The sequence below is a fragment of the Paenibacillus chungangensis genome (assembly GCF_042675905.1).
Taxonomy (GTDB): Bacteria; Bacillota; Bacilli; order Paenibacillales; family Paenibacillaceae; genus Pristimantibacillus; species Pristimantibacillus chungangensis.
Map to the genome: position 1 here is coordinate 249,627 of NZ_JBHTJZ010000005.1, position 21,112 is coordinate 270,738.

At 51.6% G+C, this 21,112-nt stretch carries 16 protein-coding genes; 9 read left to right on the forward strand and 7 right to left on the reverse strand.

What is annotated here, in order from left to right:
- Nucleotides 1-176 precede the first annotated feature (176 nt).
- Nucleotides 177-2,072, reverse strand: a complete 1,896-nt coding sequence (gene shc / locus ACFQ2I_RS03550; RefSeq protein WP_377562231.1) for a squalene--hopene cyclase — start codon at nucleotides 2,070-2,072, stop codon at nucleotides 177-179.
- Between the two features lie 76 nt (nucleotides 2,073-2,148).
- Nucleotides 2,149-3,930: a methyl-accepting chemotaxis protein gene (locus ACFQ2I_RS03555; protein WP_377562232.1), complete on the reverse strand. Its 1,782-nt coding sequence runs from the start codon at nucleotides 3,928-3,930 to the stop codon at nucleotides 2,149-2,151.
- A gap of 216 nt (nucleotides 3,931-4,146) precedes the next feature.
- On the opposite strand from ACFQ2I_RS03555, the gene ACFQ2I_RS03560 reads away from it, so the two are divergent.
- The 5 genes from ACFQ2I_RS03560 to ACFQ2I_RS03580 all read left to right on the forward strand — a co-directional run bounded on the left by ACFQ2I_RS03560 (nucleotide 4,147) and on the right by ACFQ2I_RS03580 (nucleotide 10,630).
- Nucleotides 4,147-5,880 carry a methyl-accepting chemotaxis protein gene (locus ACFQ2I_RS03560; protein ID WP_377562234.1) on the forward strand — a complete coding sequence of 578 codons (1,734 nt, stop codon included), beginning with the start codon at nucleotides 4,147-4,149 and terminating at the stop codon, nucleotides 5,878-5,880.
- Between the two features lie 155 nt (nucleotides 5,881-6,035).
- Entirely contained in the window at nucleotides 6,036-6,413 is a 378-nt protein-coding gene (locus ACFQ2I_RS03565) for a Rieske (2Fe-2S) protein (RefSeq protein WP_377562235.1), read from the forward strand.
- A gap of 473 nt (nucleotides 6,414-6,886) precedes the next feature.
- Complete coding sequence (locus tag ACFQ2I_RS03570) at nucleotides 6,887-7,975, forward strand: GerAB/ArcD/ProY family transporter (RefSeq protein ID WP_377562236.1); 1,089 nt, start codon at nucleotides 6,887-6,889, stop codon at nucleotides 7,973-7,975.
- Nucleotides 7,972-9,453 (forward strand): spore germination protein, encoded by a 1,482-nt coding sequence (locus ACFQ2I_RS03575; RefSeq protein WP_377562237.1) that lies wholly within the window; start codon nucleotides 7,972-7,974, stop codon nucleotides 9,451-9,453. Before ACFQ2I_RS03570 ends, ACFQ2I_RS03575 begins: the two co-directional genes overlap by 4 nt.
- Before the next feature lie 7 nt (nucleotides 9,454-9,460).
- Nucleotides 9,461-10,630, forward strand: coding sequence for a Ger(x)C family spore germination protein (locus tag ACFQ2I_RS03580; RefSeq protein WP_377562239.1), 1,170 nt, complete (start codon nucleotides 9,461-9,463; stop codon nucleotides 10,628-10,630).
- Nucleotides 10,631-10,686: 56 nt separating this feature from the next.
- Here the strand turns inward: ACFQ2I_RS03580 and ACFQ2I_RS03585 are convergent, their stop codons facing one another.
- Complete coding sequence (locus ACFQ2I_RS03585; protein WP_377562240.1) at nucleotides 10,687-11,466, reverse strand: helix-turn-helix domain-containing protein; 780 nt, start codon at nucleotides 11,464-11,466, stop codon at nucleotides 10,687-10,689.
- 144 nt (nucleotides 11,467-11,610) lie between these two features.
- On the opposite strand from ACFQ2I_RS03585, the gene ACFQ2I_RS03590 reads away from it, so the two are divergent.
- Nucleotides 11,611-13,086: a sulfatase family protein gene (locus tag ACFQ2I_RS03590; protein WP_377562241.1), complete on the forward strand. Its 1,476-nt coding sequence runs from the start codon at nucleotides 11,611-11,613 to the stop codon at nucleotides 13,084-13,086.
- Nucleotides 13,087-13,244: 158 nt separating this feature from the next.
- Here ACFQ2I_RS03590 and ACFQ2I_RS03595 read toward each other — a convergent pair whose 3' ends face one another.
- Nucleotides 13,245-13,997: an SDR family NAD(P)-dependent oxidoreductase gene (locus ACFQ2I_RS03595; protein ID WP_377562242.1), complete on the reverse strand. Its 753-nt coding sequence runs from the start codon at nucleotides 13,995-13,997 to the stop codon at nucleotides 13,245-13,247.
- 171 nt (nucleotides 13,998-14,168) lie between these two features.
- On the opposite strand from ACFQ2I_RS03595, the gene ACFQ2I_RS03600 reads away from it, so the two are divergent.
- Complete coding sequence (locus ACFQ2I_RS03600) at nucleotides 14,169-14,819, forward strand: TetR/AcrR family transcriptional regulator (protein WP_377562243.1); 651 nt, start codon at nucleotides 14,169-14,171, stop codon at nucleotides 14,817-14,819.
- Between the two features lie 37 nt (nucleotides 14,820-14,856).
- Here the strand turns inward: ACFQ2I_RS03600 and ACFQ2I_RS03605 are convergent, their stop codons facing one another.
- Nucleotides 14,857-15,570 (reverse strand): FadR/GntR family transcriptional regulator, encoded by a 714-nt coding sequence (locus ACFQ2I_RS03605; protein WP_377562244.1) that lies wholly within the window; start codon nucleotides 15,568-15,570, stop codon nucleotides 14,857-14,859.
- A gap of 162 nt (nucleotides 15,571-15,732) precedes the next feature.
- On the opposite strand from ACFQ2I_RS03605, the gene ACFQ2I_RS03610 reads away from it, so the two are divergent.
- Nucleotides 15,733-17,145, forward strand: a complete 1,413-nt coding sequence (locus ACFQ2I_RS03610) for an FAD-binding oxidoreductase (RefSeq protein ID WP_377562962.1) — start codon at nucleotides 15,733-15,735, stop codon at nucleotides 17,143-17,145.
- Nucleotides 17,138-18,502, forward strand: a complete 1,365-nt coding sequence (locus tag ACFQ2I_RS03615) for a (Fe-S)-binding protein (RefSeq protein ID WP_377562245.1) — start codon at nucleotides 17,138-17,140, stop codon at nucleotides 18,500-18,502. Before ACFQ2I_RS03610 ends, ACFQ2I_RS03615 begins: the two co-directional genes overlap by 8 nt.
- A 606-nt stretch (nucleotides 18,503-19,108) precedes the next feature.
- Here the strand turns inward: ACFQ2I_RS03615 and ACFQ2I_RS03620 are convergent.
- Nucleotides 19,109-20,095: a Gfo/Idh/MocA family protein gene (locus ACFQ2I_RS03620; protein WP_377562246.1), complete on the reverse strand. Its 987-nt coding sequence runs from the start codon at nucleotides 20,093-20,095 to the stop codon at nucleotides 19,109-19,111.
- The gene (locus ACFQ2I_RS03625) at nucleotides 20,095-21,087 is read right to left on the reverse strand and encodes a Gfo/Idh/MocA family protein (RefSeq protein ID WP_377562247.1); all 993 of its coding nucleotides are present in this window, start codon (nucleotides 21,085-21,087) and stop codon (nucleotides 20,095-20,097) included. Before ACFQ2I_RS03625 ends, ACFQ2I_RS03620 begins: the two co-directional genes overlap by 1 nt.
- Nucleotides 21,088-21,112: the final 25 nt, after the last annotated feature.

A 21,112-nucleotide genomic window follows, 5' to 3' on the forward strand; every position in this document is an offset into this window, starting at 1 on the left:
GTTCTCCCCATTGCTTTACAGCGTAACCGGTAGAGTGGATATGGACGGGAAGGCGTTAAATATACGGTGGAGCATATAAGACGCAGCTCTGATAACAAGAACGCCAATGGGGAGAGAATTCCGCATTGGCGTTCTTGTTATGCCATAATGGCAAAGGTGACCAGCATTCTGCCTGCCTACAGCGTGGCAAGATTTCTGTAGCGGCACAGCGCCAATAGAGGCCATATGACGCGATAGCTCTCATAATGGGCGTAGAAGTGGCCGGGAAGGCCTGCTCCGGTAGGGTAGACCGTCCTCCAATCGTGCTCGCGCAGTAATGCTATCAATCGGCCAACCCCTCGATGAATGGCATGAGCGGGCTGCTCCCGGCATGCCATAAGCGCGTCCAGCGCCCAGGCTGTCTGGGAAGGCGTGCTGCCGCCAAGCGGGACATAGCGCCTTCGCGCATCGCTGCTGCAAGACTCTCCCCATCCGCCATCCTCGTTCTGGATACGCAGCAGCCACTCCGTTCCTCTTGCGATAGAGTCGTGTCCGGCGGGAACGCCTGCAGCTCTCATCCCCGTCAATGCCGCCCATGTGCCATAGATATAGCATATTCCCCAGCGTCCATACCACGAACCGTCCTTCTCCTGATGCCGAATCAGCCATTCCATTCCCCGTCGAATGAAGGAATGCCGGATATCCAGTCCCGCATACCGCCCCAAATATTCCAGCGTGCGGCCCGTCAAGTCGGGAATCGAAGGGTCAATTGCCGCTGCCTTGGCTCCGTCTATCGGTAGCAAGGTAAGTAATTGCTTGTCGTTGTTCTTCTCGAATGCTCCCCACCCGCCGTCCTTATTCTGCATCGACAGCACCCATGCCAAGCCTCTGTTCCATGCTTCCCGATTGCGCGCCGAGCTATGGCGGGAAGAATGAATGGCACGCAGAGCCGCGGTGGTGTCGTCGACGTCGGGGTGAATCGTATTACTCTCCGAGAACCCCCATCCGCCGGGCTCGGCATTGGGGTTGCGAACGCTCCAATCTCCCCGAATCCGATGCTGCAGACGAAGCAGAAAGCCACGCGATCGTACAATCGCCTCATGGTCCGGAGGCAGTCCCGCTTCTTGCAGAGCGTGAGACAGCAGTGCGGTGTCCCATATGGCAGAAGGTGAATTCTGTATGGTCGACGTGTCGCCATGCGCCTTGCAACGCATCGCCGCCAAGCCGGCTACAGCCTTCGTAATAACAGGATGATCGTTCTCGTAGCCAAGAGCCACCAAGGCGAAGATCATCAGGATCGTGCAGCTTGCGTAGCTGTATAGCGTTCCGTCCACTTCTATTCGGTCCAGCATGAATTGCTCTGCTCGCTTGATGGCCGTCTCGCGAATAAGAGCCGGTCGGCCAATCAGTCTGCTCAGCCCGGCTTGCATATTGGCTGCAATATCGCGAGCTTGAGCATCCGTATCGTTCATGGCAGGGGCGTCAAGCGCCAAGAGATGCGACAGATCGGGAGTCGTCTCCGTCCGCAATGCCAGCTTGCTCTCAGCCATAACGAGCATCGGAACGAGATGGATTCTGGCATAGCTGGAGAAGTCGTACAGACTGACGGGGAAGGAGGGAGGGAACAATACGAGCGGCAGTGGAATCAGATTGATCGACTTCGGCCACGGCCGCTGCCCCGTAGCGGCAAGAATTGTCTTGCTCAGCACGCTGGTAACGCCGCCGATACCGCCGCCCGCCGTAATGAAGCGGCGACCAAGACGCATATGCCCGTCGTCATGGCTGCTGTAGCCGGAGTATAATAGCGCATAATATGCATCTACGGACGACGATAGATTACCGGCTGCCTCATCCTCATAAAGGCTCCAACCGCCGTCTTGTCGCTGGCGGCGGACGATGCGGTCATGCAGCCTGCGAACAAGAGGCTCATACTTATCGTTCTCAAGCGACCGCAGCAAGATGATGAACAAGGCGTCGATCGTCGTACCGTTGTCAAAGCAGAAGCGCCATGATCCGTCAGACTGCTGCTGATGCAGCAGTTCTGCGGTCAGGCGCTCGATCTCGCTCTCCGTATGATGAAGCAAGCCGTTCATTCATTCCGCCCCCTCCTCATCCTGTATGAGACATTATATGAGAAGGGGGAGCAGGTCATGATAGATTGGCGGCGGTTTATCCGATTTTGAATTGGTTGACGATGGCCTGCATTTGTTGCGACATGTCGCGCAGCTTGCCGGCGGAACTGGAGATCTCTTCCATGGCAGCCAGCTGCTCCTCCGCTGATGCGGATACAGTCTGCGCTTCGCCTGCGGCTTGAAGCGCCACCTTCTCAATCTCATGGATCGAAGCCGTTACTTCTTCCGTGCCTGCGGACATTTGTTCTGCGGCGGCAGAAGCCTCTTGTATCTGGGTGACAATGGTTTCCGTAGCGGTAACGATTCGCGCGAATCCTTCTCCTGTGCGGCTGATCGATTGCACGCCGGCTTCCACCTCTGACCGTCCCTTCTGCATGGACAGATAGGTAGCGTCGATGCCCACTCTTACTCCATCGATAAGGGAGGCAATCTGTTCCACAGACTCGTTCGTCCTCGTGGCAAGTTTGCGAATCTCGCCGGCTACAACGGCGAAGCCACGACCATGTTCGCCAGATCTCGCGGCTTCTATGGCGGCGTTCAGCGCCAGCAGATTGGTCTGTCCGGATATCTCTTGAATCGTACCGACGATTTCAGTAATTTGCTCGGACTGCCCGTTTAATTGCGAGACGACCGATTCCAGATCATGCATCGTCACATTAATTTCATTCATCTGTCCGGTGGACTGTTGTATAAGCGCATTGCCCTGTTCTGCTTCCTGAAGTGTCTGTACCGAGAGTTCGTACGCTTCGCTTGATGCGTCAGCCACACGTCCGATGCCCGTAGCCATCTCTTCCATGGCGCGGGAAGTCTCTTCCGTGGACTGTGCTTGCGATTCATTGCCCATGGCTACATTGGCTATGGATGCGGAAGTCTGTTGAATCGCTTCGGTAGTGCTGCTAATCGTCTGGGACAGTTGATTAGCTGATGAGGCCAGAATATTGGAGCTGAGCGACAGATTGCCAACCAGTTGACGAACACTCATAGTCAGCTGATTGAAGGATTGTCCCAGCATGCCTACTTCGTCCCGATTGCGAATATGCAGTTCCTCTCCACGCAGATCGCCTTGCGCGATTTGCTCAGCGCGCTGTGTAATCTCCTTGATCGGACGAGCGATATGCTGGGCGAACAGAAGGATACCGATCGTTCCTATTGCCAGACAGATTCCAAGTGTAGTCAGGATACTTTTGAATATCGTTTTCTGACCTGCATCGTAGTCCTGCATATAGGAACTTGTTGCGACAATCCAACCCCATTCAGGCGCTAGCTTTGCATAAGACACTTTTAGCGCTTCTTTCCCTTCCTCATTGTCCGTTCCGTCTTTATGGGGGAGTGGCCATTGGTAATAAGTGACGCCCCCTCCTTCCATTGCGGTTTTGATTAATTCCTGAATGTAGTGAACACCGTTGGATGCGCTGTTCCAGATGTTCTCTTTTTCCTTTCGTGGATGTGCGAGCAGAGTTCCTTGCTCGTCGATAACGAAAAAGTAACCGTTAGGTCCCAAGTCGATGTTCTTGTTGATTGGCCGAGTGCCGTCATCCTGCAGATCGCCCAGCATCATCGCGGTAACTTGCTCCTTGGCTTCTTCTTCTGTTAAGAATCCGGCTTGCACAGACTTGTCCATATTCGCAATCATCTGGAGAATCATATTGACGCTCAAATCCAGCTTGCTCTCAATTAGCGCGTCTGTCTCGTCCACTGAAACCTTATAGGACACAAGACCTAAAGATACAATCGGTACGACCAGTAATATAAGTGACATGCCTAAAAGTTTTTTACGAATAGTTAAACGCAACTTCTTCTTTACACTGGTGTTGTTCATCGTGGTTTTCCGACTCCTCCATTTGGTGTGCCATCTAATACTAGAGTACTAGATTCACATACGGAAATCAAAAAAAATGCTGGATTGTGTCGTAGTGCGTCGAGCAATTGGTTTGAGCTATCATTTTTTAAAAATAATTAGCCGACAATATATATATTAGCTATACTAATAACTAGCGTATGAACAGCTTGATCTGACATATACAGGAGGATTACCATGCTACTGAGAAAAAGACCTTATTCAGGAAAAGAATTGAAAACGATTTCTGGCTCCGATATTTCTGCTAATGACAAGCTTGCCCAGAAGTTGTTCTTCCTGCAGATCACTTCGGATGATGTGAAGCAGTTGAAAAAGCTGGATGGCATTATCGAAGAGCAAGCGGAGAGCATCACAAAACGCCATTACGGCTTGCTGGCGGAAGTAACCGACATGCGTAGCATTGTCGAGAAAAACAGTACATGGGAGAGGCTCTCCCAAACATTCGTAGATTACTTGAAATCAATCCCGCGCGTGGCGATCGACGACGATTATGTTCAGTACAGAATACGCATCGGACTGGTGCATAGCCGGATCGGACTAGCACCTGAATGGTATATCGGGAGCTTCACAAGAGTGTATGAATTTATGGTTCCGTCTATATTAGAGCGGTTCCCTGCGAAGGAAGCGGCGGCCATTCTTGTAGCGCTGAACCGATTGTTGACGCTTGATGCTCAGATTACACTGGAAGCCTATCAGCAGGCGCATGAATTTCAATTCATTGAGACGAACAGCGAGATTGTGGAGGAATTGATCCGTATGGATAAGGTGAAGCCGCTGCTTGCGTCCGTTCACTTATCCATGGACGAGGCGACCAGCGTGAGCGCGGCGGCAGAGCAATTGTCCGCTTCCATTCAGGAAGTGGCGGATCATGCCGTGCAGGTGGCTGAGGATACGGATCTGCTTATTGAACAAGCCAGAGTCGGGCGCAGCATTATTGACGAGTCGCTGAACGGATTCATGTCGATGGCGAAGCAATTCTCTGAGGCGCAAGCGCAATTCGACGAGCTCATGGCGGCTATCAACAATGTAACGGAAGTCGTCCAGCTTATCCGCGAGGTGGCGGATCAGACGAAGCTGCTTGCGCTTAACGCATCTATCGAAGCGGCGCGTGCGGGAGAAGAAGGAAGAGGTTTTGCCGTCGTAGCGTCCGAGGTGCGCAAGCTATCGGAACAGACGACGAATTCAGTAGAAGAGATAGCAGGCTTGATCGAGAGAGTGATGGGCAATGCCAGCGCCGTCGGCAAGCAGACGCAGAGAATGGCGGATGAGATGGGCGGGAAGGCGGAGCAGTCCAAGGAAGCGATCACCAGTCTGGACAAGATCATGGGACAGGTGACGTCGATTGGGGGTTCGACTAGCAATATTGCGGCGATCGTGGAACAGCAGTCCGCTGCTACTGATGATATTACCTCTCGCATTCATGAAGTGCTCAATCAGATGGAGCTAATCGGGCAAAATGCGAAAAGTACAGGGGAAGATATTTATCAGGTGAGTGTGAAGGTGAACGAGCTTCGTCAGCGTTCTCTACACTATATGCCGGAGTTATCCGACGCTCAGACGATCAGAACGGTCAAGACGGACCATATGCTATGGCGCTGGTGGGTGTACAACAGCATTCTCGGCTTTCATCGTCTGGAGGGTGAGACTGCCGGAGATCATCATCTGTGCCGATTGGGCAAGTGGTATGACAAGAACAAGGGAACGTCAACGATTGCAGCCTTGACGCAATACCAGCAGCTGGATGAGCCTCATCGCGCCATCCATCATATCGCCCGCCAAGTGGCCGAGTGCATGGAACAAGGCGCTGAGGAGCAGGCGCAAGATCTGCTGGAGCAGATGGATCAAGCGTCAAGACACGTCGTCGAGCTTCTGGAGAAGCTCGAGGCCGAATTGAAAAACCATCGGAAATAGCGGCTACAGCCCCCGAACGCCAACTGAGAGTGAATGGCGGTCGGGGGCTGTGTCTATTCTATCTGCTGCAGCCTGGGCCTACGTTGCATGCTGTGACGTTTCCGCTTACAATGAACGTGAACCCTAGTCGTTACTGGAGAGGGAGTGTGAGGGATATGACAGGCATTGTCAATCGGTATGAAGTTGCTGAGGTTGAAGTCATAAGGCGGGCAGGATTGGTAATTTATTCGGTCGAAGGCAATGAAATCGGTGTATTCGCAATAGGCGATTCCTTCTACGCATGGCGCAATCGATGTCCGCATGCCGCTGCTCCCGTCTGCGAAGGAGCAATATGCGAATCCGACAGACGTCTTCCGGTTTTCGGAACGGTCTCACCAGCAAATGAATGCGATGAGCGAATCATTACGATTAAGTGCCCGTGGCATGGCTGGGAGTTCGATCTACGAACGGGTCAGCATATCGTATCGGAGCATGTGAAGTTGCAAGGCTACGAGGTGGAAGTGGAGAACGGTCGCGTATATGTCTATATGTAAGTTCACGCTGTGCCATATTTTCAAATTTTTGTTGCTCGCAAGAATAAATTCCATTATACTGATATGGGTACTATTACCTAATGATAGTTTGGTATAATAGAACTATTTTCGGAGATTGCGAGGTGGATATATGCCTTACTTTTACTTCAAAGAAATATGGACACCATTGAAGCTAATAGGCATCAAGTTTTATAGGGACGAATCTGAACACTTGTGGGTAAAGTTCTGGAACAGAGACCGCAGGAAAGTGTTTAAATAACCTTGCAACGCTGGAATTGACATCATAGATGAATGGAAGAGGCCTCCCCAACCGCCTGAAGGCCGGTTGGGGAGGCTTTTTTGCTGTAAATGAAAAGAGCACATTGAGGAGGTGTGAAACTTACACCTTAGCATATTAAATCCAAAAATGGGAAAGTTAACGGAGTCGAATCGGGTGACATTTGTAAGTGCCGGATCATGAGGAGGGGATAGGAGTGGAGGCAACGTTTTCTAATAAACAAATCACATTTCTATTATTACTTTCGCTTGGCATATCCAATCATGTTATCGTCATTCCGCATCTGCTTCAAGCGGCTGGACGAGATGCATGGATGAGCATTCTGGTTACTTATGTATTTCTGATTGCATGGAGCTTGCTGTTGCACAAGGTAATAAAGTCCATGAAGCATACTTCGATGATTCCATGGTTGCGATCGCGAGCAGGACGTGCAGGATATTGGATGATCGGCGGTACGATGGCTTGCTATTTTTTGTTGATGGGTCTCATTATCGTTTACGATACAACCAAAAATGTGAGCATTTACTTCTTGCCCAATACGCCTATTGAAGTGACTGTTGTCTGCTTCGTGCTGGTCGCATACAGCGCAGCCAGAACCGGGCTGAAGACGATTGTATTTGTTGCGGCCGTTACGCTTCCCATCGTCTGGATTCTGGGAGTGGCCGTGTCGCTAATGACCAAAGGGAGCAAGGACTATGGCTTGCTGCTTCCTCTCTTCACCGACGGATACATGCCTTACTTGTATGGAGGGGTTGTCATATTCGGTGGCAGCATTGATCTTATTGCCCTGCTGATGCTGCAACACCGAATGGAGAAACCGATCAAGTATGGTACGATATTTGTTATTCTGTCTCTGCTTGTAGGCTTGATTCTTGGACCGTGCATGGGATCATTAGCCGCCTTCGGTCCTGCTGCGGCAAGCAATCTTCGCTTTCCTGCATTCGAACAATGGCGGCTTGTCATTATAGGCAGATATATCAACCATGTGGATTTCCTGGCTGCGTTCCAGCTTATGGCGGGAAGCTTGGTGCGTGCGGCGCTATGCATTCATGTATGGAGCGAGTTGATCGGCAATCAGTTGTCAGCGAAGACACGTCAGTTCGTCATCATCGGAGGAACATTACTCATGGCACTGCCTTCTCTTCTCAAGCCAAGTGATATTATGTTTCAAAGCATCATGCAACGCTATTACTATAAGTTGTCGCTCCTGTACGGTGTGCTGTTCGTAGCCGTTCTTTACGGCTTAACCTACATCCGGCCCAAGAAAGAAGGAGTGGAGAAATGAACAAGAATCAGCAGGAAGAGATGCTGTATGCGGGTATGGAATCGTTGCTTCAGGAAGGGGAATTGACGCTGGCCGCGTTAAAGCGGCAGCTTGATTTATATGCCGACGTTCACTTTCCTCCCCTTCCTCAGCTGGAAAAGGCGAACAAGTTGACCGCTTTATACTGTCAGGGGATGACGGACAAGGTGCAGTTGAACGAATACTTCGTCCGCATATGCCAATTTGTCTTGCATGCAGAAGCTCATCGGGACAGCCAGAATACAACGGATGAACACCATGAACTTCCGCTTATTGAACAAGTCTCTTCCTTTAACGGGATGATGAAGGAATTGTTCTCGGGAAGTTTCGTTCTCTATATGGAGGGATCACGATACTTCTGGTCGGTAGACGTGTCGAAAGTGCCCCAGCGCGCGCTTGAAGAATCCAATACGGAAATATCCATTAAAGGACCTAAGGATGCGTTCACAGAGGATATTTATACGAACATATCCCTGATCAGAAAACGGCTGCATACGGGACTGTTGTTCTGTGAGGAGTTTGTACTGGGCAGCTTGAGCAAGACAAGTGTAGCGCTGATGTATTTGCAGGATAGAATTAAGCCGGAAATTGTGACGGAAGTCAGAAAGCGCATCGAAAAGATTGAAACAGAGAGTTTGCTAAGCAGTGGGCAATTAGAACAGTGGCTGGCTGACAGAACGTTCTCGCTTGTTCCGCTTATTGATTACATAGGCCGGCCTGATTTTATCGTCCAGACGCTGCTTCGGGGCAGATTCGCCGCCATTGTCGATGGATCCCCCATGGTGCTGATTGGTCCGAGCAACTTCACGGAGTTACTCAAATCACCCGAGGATGCTCATTTTCCTTATTATTTTGTTATGATACAGCGGGTGCTGCGATTGTTCGGTCTGATCCTCAGCATCTTGCTGCCTGGCTTCTGGATTGCGATTGCGACCGTCAATTTGGACCAGCTTCCGTTCTCACTTGTATCTACCGTCGTTATTTCCCGCGAAGGCGTACCGCTGCCAACGTTCCTGGAAGCGTTCCTGCTGCTCTTCTTATTCGAGCTGCTTAGGGAAGCGGGCATAAGACTGCCGAAGGCGGTCGGACAGACGATCGGTATAGTTGGCGGTCTCATTATCGGAGATTCCCTTATTAGGGCGGGTCTTGCTTCTCCGACGTTGCTCGTGGTAATCGCTGTCTCTGCGGTTGCTACGTTCGCTTTGGTGAATCAGTCGCTCTCCGGCAGCGTCAGCTTGCTCAGAGTGCTGATCATGGTCGTGTCCGCCTATCTAGGGATATATGGATTTATTTTGGCCATGTTTTCCATATTAATCTATTTGTGCAGATTGGTGTCATACGGATTCCCCTATCTGGAACCGATTGTGTCACTGCGTTTCCGGGAATGGCTATCGGCCTTTCTGGTCAATCCATTCAAGCGCAAGCGGTTCGCCGCAGATATGCTGAAGAAGAAGGAGTGAATCGGGATTGCGACGGTATATATTGATTGCGACGGTTTTTGCAGCGACGGCTTTATTGATCGTTAGCTGCGATACGGATACGAAGGATATCGAGAAATTGAATTATGCCACCGCAATCGGGATTGACTTCAAGGAAGGAAAGTTCATCGGCTACGTCCAGTTCGTCAACCTCCCTTCCATTGCGAAGCAAGCAGATGGCAAGAAGGAGCCTGCGAAAATATGGATAGGAAAAGGGACCGGCGAAACGTTCGAGGAGTCGTTTTTTGATATCTACCGTACTTCGCAGGAAAGAATTTATTGGGGGCACTTGACGGCTATCATTATTCATGAATCGGCCATTAAGCAAGGAATTGATTCGATCTACGACAGTTTTAGTCGTTATTATGAATTTCGCTTGACACCATGGGTATTCGGAACGAGATCATCGATCGAAGATATATTAAACGCGAGAGGATTCTACGAGCAATCTCCGCTAAGCACGGTCCTTCAAGACCCTGAAGGCATCTATACTCAATCGTCGCAGATTCATTCCATCCGGCTTCATCGACTAATGAGCCAGGTGAACGAGCCGGGCTATACGACCGCCATACCTACGCTGTCCATCAACAGAGAAACTTGGAGGAGTAATGGGAAGACGGAGCCGAAGCTGATGATTGACGGAGCAATCTTCCTTGAGAATGAGCGGTATACGGGCTATATGCCGATCAAGCAGTTGCAGGGACTACGCTGGATACAGCCTCAGACCGTAAGAGCGGCGGTTGAAGTGCCCACTGCGAAAAAACCGATAGTTGCCATCGTTATAGACAAGCCGAAAGCTCACATAACGATGCGGTCGGATTCGGAGAAGCCGCGGTTTGAGATCCAATTGAAAGCGCAAGGGTACATGACGAATCGTGCAAAGAATCAGATGCTGCAGCTGCACGAGCTGGAGAAAGCGACGGAGGAGGCCATTGCAAAACAAATTCAGGAGACCTACGAAAACGCAAGAACGAAGGGGATCGATATCTATAATTTCGAATACTTCATGTTCCGCCATCACAACTGGTTGTGGAAAAAGATTCATTATAGCGATAAAAAGCTTATTGCAAAGGATACGATTCAGGATATATCGGTGCGCTTGAAAGTGAAGCATACAGGATCCGAGAAAAACACGCGGGTGCAACAGGAAGAAAGGTAAGTGCAAAGCGCCTGCGACATCACGATATCGCATATCGCAGGCTTATCCGCCCATTGCTATAGCTGTCTCATATAGTCCGAAGGTGTGACTCCAGTCATTCTCTTGAACATGCGGAAGAAGTAGGATGCATCATAATAGCCTAAATATTGGGAAATGTCCGATACGTTCAAATCTGAATTGCTCAGCAGATTGCAGGCCTCCAAAATTCGCAGGTGATGCATGTAACGAATGGGTGTCTGGCCGTACACTTCTTTGAACAGAGCTGTTGTGTAGCCGGGTGAGCGCTGAATGAGCGATGCCAGCTGCTCCAGTTCGATCGGCTCGCGATAATGGTTCAACAAATAGGCGTGAATTGTCTCCGCGAACACCATTCTGTTGGGCGCAAGCTCAGGATTCTCAAGCGCTTGCCCCAATAAGCCGATCAATTCCTGAACGATGCCCTCGCATACCCATTTGCGGTAATGTCTACTCCCTCTCCATTCTTCAATCATGCGGCGGAAACGGCTATGCACATATTGGAAATCAGTTACTTTTACTTTGCGAGTTATCCCTTCCTTCAGGTAAGGGATAACTCGATCATCGCAGTCATCGTTCTCTACTGTAAATAGCAAGGTATGCTTCTGATGGGGGGTATCCTCATAATTGCTGCCTTCACGAAGAGTGTCCTGCGGTATAAACAGAAAATCGCCTCGCTCTGCGATCATTTCCGTTCCGTTCAGCACATATCGCACTTTCCCGTCCTGTACAAGCACGAATATATGGTATGGAATGACTTCGGGGTGCGTCCGCCAATTGGGAATGCGATCGTCATAGTTTGCGCTATGAATGTTAATCATCGTTTCGCCTCCTTCGATACATGCAGTCAATCAGGATACATAGGAATGGAAATGTACAATTGCTATTGGAATTGTACGTAGACGATGCCTGGAAATATAAACTATCATTATTCTATATTTACATGTTGGAAGGGGAAATGTACAGTGAGAGTATTGCTTCTTGATTTGGATGCGACAAGACCCGATCATCTGGGCTGTTATGGTTATCATCGGAACACATCGCCCAATATTGACCGGATTGCGGCGGGCGGTGTCCGCTTCAATCATTATTATACGTCGGATGCGCCTTGTTTTCCTTCTCGAACGGCGCTGATGACAGGAAGATTCGGCATTCATAACGGCGTCGTCGGACATGGCGGTACCGGTGCGGATGTCCGTCATGATGGGGCGAACCGCAGCTTCCGCTCAAGTCTGGACAAGGAGAGCTTCCCGTCCATGTTCCGCAGGGCGGGCATGCGGACGGCGCTGGTTAGTCCATTCGGAGAACGGCATTCCGCCTTCACGTTCTACGCCGGATTCAATGAAATATACAATCAGGGCGGCGGCGGCGCGGAGTCTGCCGAAGAAGTGAATCCTATTGTGCTGGACTGGATCGATCGCAATGCGGCGGATGACAACTGGATGCTCTATGTCAATTACTGGGATCCGCATACGCCATACCGCGCGCCGGAGTCTTTCGGCAATCCGTTCCAGAATGATCCGCTTCCGGAGTGGATTACGGAAGAAGTGCTGGAGCAGCATATACGCCATGTCGGTCCGCACGGAGCGAACGAGATCAATATGTACGACAATGCGACATTCCCACAGTTCCCCCGCCATCCCGGAGAGATTAAGTCCATGGCCGATCTGCGCAAGATGATTGACGGCTATGACTGCGGCATCCGGCATATGGACGAGCATATCGGAGCGCTGTTCCAAGCTCTGGAGAACAAAGGGGTGCTGGATGATCTGTATATTATTATTACCGCGGATCATGGCGAGAACATGGGCGAGTTGGGGCTTTACGGCGAGCATGGCACGGCTGATCACTTCACTTGCCGCATTCCGATGATTATAAAGGGCCCTGGATTGCAAGAAGGCTTGACTGACGACGGACTGCATTACCATCTGGATCTACTGCCTACAATGGCGGAAGTGATGGGAACGAAGCCTGCCGCAAGATGGGATGGAAGAAGTTATGCACGCACTCTTCTGAAAGGCGAGGATACCGGTCGGGACTTTCTCGTTGTCTCACAGTGCGCTCATGTATGTCAGCGTAGCGTCCGATTCGGAGACTGGATCTATATCCGCACCTATCACGATGGCTATCATCTCTTCGAGAAGGAAATGTTGTTCAATCTGGTTGATGATTATCACCAGCAACACAACTTGGCGAATGAACGTCCGGAACTGTGCAGGGAGGCCGTCTATTATTTGAACGAGTGGCATGACGAGATGATGAGTACGATGGAACATGATATTGATCCGCTCTGGACTGTTATGAAGGAAGGCGGACCTTACCATGCGAAAGGCCATCTTCCCCAATATGTGGAACGACTGAAGGCGACGGGCCGCAGCGAAGGAGCGGAGGAACTGATCAAGCGACATCCGCGAGAGATGGCCGGACATCAACAGAGCTGACACATGAACCGAATGATATCGGAAGTCACCGGTAAGTCCATACACCGGGATGACGATAAGAGCGTAGGAATAATGGTAGAGATAAAGTAAGGCCATGAGAAGAGGACCACATACCCGATTCCTGTCGGATATGTGGTCCTCATTTGACCGTTTGCTTCTTATTTAGCCGTTACGCCGCCGTCAACAGCCAGCTCGGCGCCGGTAATGTAGGAAGATTCGTCGGAAGCCAAGAACAGTACGGCTTGCGCCACTTCAGGAGCCTCGCCAACTCTTGGAAGAGCGGTCTGAGACAGGAACCATTGGTGCATCTGCTCATTCTGTATGAGTTCCTCGCTCATAGGCGTCGTAATGAAGCCGGGATGCACGGAATTGACGCGGATGTTGAACTTTCCGTAGTCGACCGCCGCCGCTTTACTTAGAAGTCGGACACCGCCTTTGGAAGCTGTATAAGCACCAGCGCCGCTACCGCCGGTTAAGCCTGCGATAGAGGAAATATTAATAATGGAGCCTTGCTTGCTCTCAATCATATGCGGGATGACATGTTTCATGCCGAGAAATACGCTCGTCATATTGATGGATATGACCCTGTTCCATTGCTCAAGCGTCGACTCCAACATACTGATTGCCAATGAGATTCCCGCATTGTTCACAAGTACGTCAATCTTGCCGAATTTGCTCATCACTTCGTTAACGATAGTGGACCATTGTTCCTCAGAAGCGACATCATGCTTATAAGCGATAGCTTGGCCACCAGCAGCCTGAATGTCGGATGCAGCTTTCATCACGTTGTCTTCATTAATGTCAGTCAAGATGACTGTCGCGCCCTCCTGAGCCAGAAGCTTAGCCTCTTCCAATCCCATGCCGCTGCCTGCACCTGTGACGATGGCTACTTTTTCTTTAAGACGATTCATAGATGTAACCTCCCTGAGGATAGATGTGTAAATCAATTTGATAGTGATAGTTTCAACTATCACTATGTAAGCTTATTATATCACGACTGCAGGTGTTGGACAAATTGTTGTGAGACCTGGAGCTGACGGGTATAATTTGGAGTAAAGGCCGAGGTAGGGAAGGATGACATAATGAGACCAAAGGAACGCTATAAGCGGGAAAGAGAAGAGAGAAAGAAGAAGCGCTCCCATCATATATTGCAAGCAGCAGAGACGGTGTTCTTTCGCAAAGGGACGGAATTTACTACAATGAACGATATTGCAGAGGAAGCGCATATCGGAGTGGCGACCGTCTTCAGATATTATGCCAATAAAGAGAGCTTAATGGCCGCCATCGCCAGTAATATGATGGGAGAAATTCTGGATAGCTTTCAAAATATCGCGGATAGGCCTGTAACTTGCCTGGAGAAGATGGGGGAGCTGTTCGATTATTTCAGATCACTTCTGGAGAAAAATCGCAGCTCCTTCATCAAATTCATGGAGGACTTGCACTTGAACGTATCTTATTCCCGCCAGTCGAACGGAATGCTGGAGGAGAGCGAGACGGTGGGACGCCGAATATATGAGGTATTCTGTTCGATTATAGAGCAAGGGGAACACGATGGCTCCTTGCGTAGCGACTTGGACACACGAGATGTCCTTCTCACGGTCGTGAATGCGTTCGGATTGTTCTCAAGCAAGCTTTCGTATCAGAAGAACGTGCTGTTATTACCGACCGAAGTAGAGCCAGAGCGACAGTTGGCCATTATGAAGGCGATCATACTGGATTACTTGAAGCCCTGACAGCCGCTCCGCATCGGCATAGTTGCATTCGCGCATGTTAGCCGCCATGCTGCTTCAAGACGGTATCCACCTTGGACAGATGCTCCAGAAGGCGCCGCACTGACAATTGAGCGTCGCTTGCGGCAATCGCTTCGTAGATTGCCCGGTGTTCGTCTAACAAGCGAGTCGATGTGGCTTGTTCCCGATAGAACCACAGCTCCCGGGTTCGACCGATCGTCTCGGTCAACCGCTGTGTCAGGGAGTTCATGAGCTCATTAAGCAGCGAATTATGGGAAGCTGCCGCGATGGCAGTATGAAAGTCCACATCGGCTCGTTCGCTCTCGGCTGTGTCGTTGTGCTCCGCTGCCCAAGCCATTCTTGACAGAATAGCTTCCAGCCTCGTCAAATCTTCTTCCGTTCGTCTACTGGATGCCAGCTCCGCCGTTCCAGCTTCAAGAACTTTCCGTACCTCCAATATTTCGCGCAGCGATTCCGCTTCACGGAACAAGGAACCCACTCCGTTCTGTTCCCCGGCAGGCAGCGTCTTGCTGACGAATGTGCCCCCTCCATGGCGTATATCCAGCCATCCCATCGCTTTCAATGCGCTTAGCGCCTCACGGATCGTCGATCGTCCGACGCCGAACGATTGCGACAGATCAACGACCGACGGGAGCTTGTCACCAGGCAGAAGTTCTCCTTCTTTTATCCGCTCCATAACAATTCGGCTCACGATTTCGTGACCTTTCTCCGTCTCGATTTTCATCTTTCGCATAGACCTTTCTCCAACCTCCCAATACTTCCGTTCCGGATCGAAATGAACGATTTCAAGTTTCATTGCTATTTTCTCTGTTGCTTTAGTATAAGCATACGTTATAATGAATGAAAAGTCATCAGATGACCTGATCTATATTCACGGGAAGCGGAGGGATTGTCAGTGCAAGCAGATGTGATCAATAAACTACGGGCTATTGTCGGGGAGAAGTGGTTCAGGAACGATCAGGAAGCGCTCGTCGCGCATTCGTATGACGGCACGCCGATGCTGCAATCGCTACCTGAAGGGGTGGTCTATCCTTCCTCGACCGAGGATGTGTCCGCCATTATGAAGGTGCTGTCGGAGGCGCACATACCGCTTGTCAGCAGAGGCTCAGGATCGAATCTGTGCGGTGGAACTGTGCCTGTGCAAGGCGGGATCGTCATGGTCATGCACCGGATGAATCGCATACTGGAAGTGGATGAAGAGAACTTGACGGCGACCGTTCAGCCGGGGCTGATCACGGCGGAGTTCATTCATCATATCGAATCGAGAGGATTATTCTATCCGCCCGACCCCAGCAGCATGAAGATCAGTACGATCGGCGGCAACATCGCGGAATGCTCCGGCGGACTGCGCGGCTTGAAGTATGGAACGACGAAGGATTACGTTATCGGGCTTGAGGCGGTGCTGGCGGACGGCAGAATCATTCGCACGGGAGGCAAGTTGATGAAGGATGTGGCCGGCTATGATCTGACGAAGCTGCTCATCGGATCCGAGGGTACGCTTGCCGTCATTACCGAAGCGACGCTGAAGCTGATTCCGCCGCCGAAGACGAAGAAGACGATGCTGGCGATGTACCGTGATTTATATGGTGCCGCCAGGACGGTATCGCGCATTATCGAATCGCACATTATTCCCGCTACGCTGGAATTCATGGACAATCCGACGATCCGTGTCGTGGACGACTTCGCAGGGCTCGGACTGCCGCTCGATATGGAGGCCATCTTGCTGATTGAGCAGGACGGCGATCCCGAGACGGTAGAACGCGATATTGCTCGGATCTCGGAGATATGCGCGTCGGAATCGGCCGACCGCATCGAGGTGGCGGCGACGAGGGAGGAAGCGGAGAAGTTGCTGACGGCTCGCAGAAGCGCATTCACGGCGCTGGCGCGTCTGCGTCCGACGACGATACTGGAGGATGCCACCGTGCCGCGCTCCAGGATTGCCGACATGGTGCTGCGCATTAACGAGATTGCCAATAAGCACCGTGTCACTATCGCCACCTTCGGTCATGCGGGAGATGGCAATCTGCACCCCACAGCTACGACGGATGCAAGAGATGCGGAGGAGATTCATCGCGTAGAAGCCGCGTTCGAGGAAATATTCGAGGCCGCGATTGCGCTGGGAGGTACGATTACCGGAGAGCATGGCGTAGGTATGGTGAAGGCGCCTTATCTGGAATGGAAGGTGGGAGAGCCGGGCATCGCGATGATGAAGGGGATTAAAGCGGCGTTCGACCCGCATCATTTGTTGAATCCCGGCAAAATCTTCGCCAAGGAAACAAGGAAAAGGGTGGTGATTCAGCATGGGTGAAGTCGTTGCGGGGAAGAAGCCCAACGTTCAGCACAGCAATCCGCTTGCTCAGACGCTGCTGAACAAGCTGGATTACGACCAACTGACCAATTGCATGCGCTGCGGCTTCTGTCTGCCTGCTTGCCCCACCTTCCGGGAGACGGGAGTGGAGCCGGAATCGCCTCGCGGAAGAATTGCGTTAATGAAGGCGGTTGTTGACGGCGTCATGGAGCCGGATACGGCTTTCCAAGATCAGATGAACCACTGTCTTGGCTGCCGCGCATGCGAGCCCGTCTGTCCTGCGGATGTGAAGTACGGTCAGTTGATGGAGCAAGCGAGAGATGCGATTGAAGATCACGCGCCTCACAATGCAGCCGTACAGGGGCTGCGCCGACTCATGTTCAAGGGGGTCTTCCCGAAGCGCGGGGCGTTGAAGCTGCTGGGCGGCTCCTTAAGCTTGTATCAGAAGACGGGGCTTCGGCGGCTGGCGCGCGGGACCGGCGTCATGCGCTTGTTCCCGCAGCACTTGCGCGAGATGGAGGCGGTATTGCCGGAGGCTTCCGCAAGCGGCGTCGTGGAGCGGCTTGGCGCCTTCTATCCCGCCAAGGGCGAGCCGATTGCAAGGGTAGCCTTATTCAGAGGCTGCATTATGGACGTTCTGTTCGCAGGTACGAATGTGAATACGGTCAAGCTGCTGTCGGAAGCAGGCTTCGACGTCGTTATTCCGAAGGAGCAAGGCTGCTGCGGCGCGCTTCATGCCCATAGCGGCGAGATGGACGCGGCGAGGGAGCTCGCCCGGCACAATATTGCGTCATTCAAAGCTGCCGGCGTAGACTATATTGTGTCCAATGCAGGAGGCTGTGGCGCACTGCTTGTGGAGTACGGGCACTTGCTGCATGAGGACGACAATGATCAAGTGCGCGAGGACGCGAAGTGGTTCGCGGAACGGACGGTCGATGTGAGCCGTCTTATCGTTGAGCAGGGACGCATTCCCGCATTCGCAGATCATGGTGAAGAATGCACCGTTACGTATCAGGATTCTTGTCATCTTCGCAATGTGATGAAGAGCTCCGATGCGCCAAGACGGCTAATGCGAAGCGTAGACGGAGCTTCATTCGTGGAGATGAAGGAAGCGGATCGCTGCTGCGGATCGGCGGGCATCTACAATGTGACGCAGCCTGAGATGGCAGGACAGATTCTGGAGCATAAGATGGAGCATGCCACTGCTACGAATGCCCGCTATATGCTGACTAGCAATCCCGGCTGCTTGCTTCAGATGAAGCTGGGCATCCAGAAGCATAAGCCGCCTTACCGGATGGAGGCTCTTCATATCGTCGATTATTTGTATGAGCGCGTAAAGAGCGGCAATTCAGATTAATTTCGCTGAAGGCGAATTGAGGTGAAGCGTTCCTTTGAAGATTAAAGGAATGAGGCGCTAGCGCTGTTTGCTGGAATATGCGGATGTGGAGATTGATATTCGTGATGCGACTTCGCTCACAGTCTAACTGGATTTATAGCTATTATTGATGGATTGAATCATACTTGTGATACAGATAAATGGATTTCTTGTACTAAAATTGAGCTATTCGACGTATTTGTTGCGAATGATGACGATTCAACTGGATGAAATCCATTTGTTTGGAGCAACTTCGTTCATTCGATGAGAAATAAAGGCATAAAATCCACTTAGCGAGTGTTATCGTTCAGTTGAAACTCAACAAACAGGGTTGTTCCCAAAGTCGCTACAATGACTAAGGGGACAACCCTGCTGCATACACACCTATCATATGGACTAACTTGCCCGAACATGTTGAATGACTAGCAAGCTTTGAGCCCAATAAAGTTGAAGTGGCTGCAGAAGCCGAAAATGCGCCTCTATGCTGAAGGCTCCAGCAACGCGCGATACCCATCAGCGTCACGTCCATCAATCGGCACCACGTCATCTGCGTCATACAGAAGCGTGTCGCAATGGCGCTCTAGAGCTCTAGAGCTTAACGGGTTGACCGGACTCCACAGAGCGGTAGCCTGCAAGCGCCACTTCAGCGGAACGGAGACCGTCCTCGCCGCTGATCGGCACCGGTTGTCCACTTGCGATCGCCTCGACGAACGCTTTCACCAGGTAGAAGTCCATATTGTCGCCCCAGAAGCTCCATTGCCCTTTGCCCGCGGCGCTGCTGTACAACTCGTTGGACTGGGCGAAGCCGTCGACGGAGATGACGCCCTTCGTGCCGACGATCTCCATCGTCACGTCTCCCCAAGTCGGGAAGGGGGACTGCCTCGACCAGCTCGTATCGATCGTGCCGAACACGCCGTTCTCGAACTTCACGTTGATCATGCCCGCATCGTCCGTCTTCAGACCTTCCTTGAACAGGTTGGCGGCATGAGCGAATACTTCATCTACCTTGGAGCCAACGATCCAGTTCATCAAGTCCATCACATGAACGGTATGATCCAGCAGCGCGCCACCGCCGGACAACTCAGGCTCTACGAACCAGCCTCCCGGGAATGAACCTCGGTTCGTCCCCTTGATCGCGATAATGTCGCCGATCTCGCCTTGGTCTACCGCCTGCTTCGCGCTGGCGGCAGAAGCCAGATAACGGCAAGGGAATGCCGTCATCAACTGAACATTGTGATCCCGGCAGACATTGATCATCTCATGCATCTCGTCGACAGAGATGCCCAGCGGCTTCTCGCACAGCACGTGCAAGCCCTTCTTCGCGGCAGCTATCGTTAGCTCGGCGTGGTGCACGTTCTCTGAACAGATGACAACCGCGTCCATCTCTTGCTCCAGCAGTTCGCGATAGTCGGCGTAGTAGGCCAGACCGTGTTCTTCAATGAGTGCGCTAACCCTGTCCTTCACGGAATCGGCGATACCAACGATCTCCACCTGATCAAGCTTGTGCAACGCCTGGAAGTAGGAGAAGGCATGGCCATGGGCAAAGCTGATCATTCCGACTTTTAGCTTATTCATCATATATTCCTCCTTGCAACCTTCACGGCTTTACCTGTCTCGGCGCTCCGTACAGCGGCTTCGGCAATTTCCAGCGCGCGGTAAGCGTCAATGGCTGTGACGCGGGCTTCCGCCCCCGTCTCGATACAGGACAGGAAGTGGCTCAGTTCCAGCTCGAACGGGCTTTGGAAGCCGGGACTGCCGGGTACGGCAACGACTGCGCGACCGACTTCTCCAGACGGCTGCTTAACGATATTCATGGAACTGCTCTTCAAGCTGTTCGCCCTTACAATGCCCGCAGTACCGGCGATCTCCGCCTTCGTATGGAACGGCCCCGGGTAACCCCAGTGCGCTTCCACATTCGCCATGGCGCCATTCTCGAACTTCAGCGTCACAAGGGCGTACTCCACGCCATCCCGATTCGTATGCTGCGTATAGGCTGTGTCGACCTCTCCAAGCGTCCAGCGCAGGAAGTCCAGATCATGAATCATCAGATCCTTAATAATACCTCCGCTAAGCTCCTTGTCGTAATACCATTGCCTTGCCTTGCCTGGATGGTCGCCAATCCGACTGGCATGAGCGACACCCGGATTGCCCAGTTGTCCTGCGTCAATCGCTGCCTTCATATTGACATAATCCGGGAAGAAGCGGACGACATGTCCGATGTACAGCTGTACATCGTTTTCTCGGCATGTAGCGATCATTTCCTCCGCCTGTTCAGGCGTTAGAGCGATCGGCTTCTCGCAAATGATATGTTTTCTTGCTTTTGCCGCCTTCACAGTATATTCTTTGTGTAAATACGTAGGCAGAACAATGCTTATCGCATCGAATTCTGCACCGCTCAGCATCTCTTCGAAGGAAGCAAATGCAGGAGCTCCGGTCTCATTCGAAATGTTCTGAACGACTTCCGGCCTGATGTCGCATACGCCGGTCAATTCCACGCCGTCAAGCTTGGCATAAATATTGGCATGAATCGAGCCTAGTCCGCCGCAGCCCAATACCGCAACTTTCATGTATTCATCTCCCTATTAGTATAAG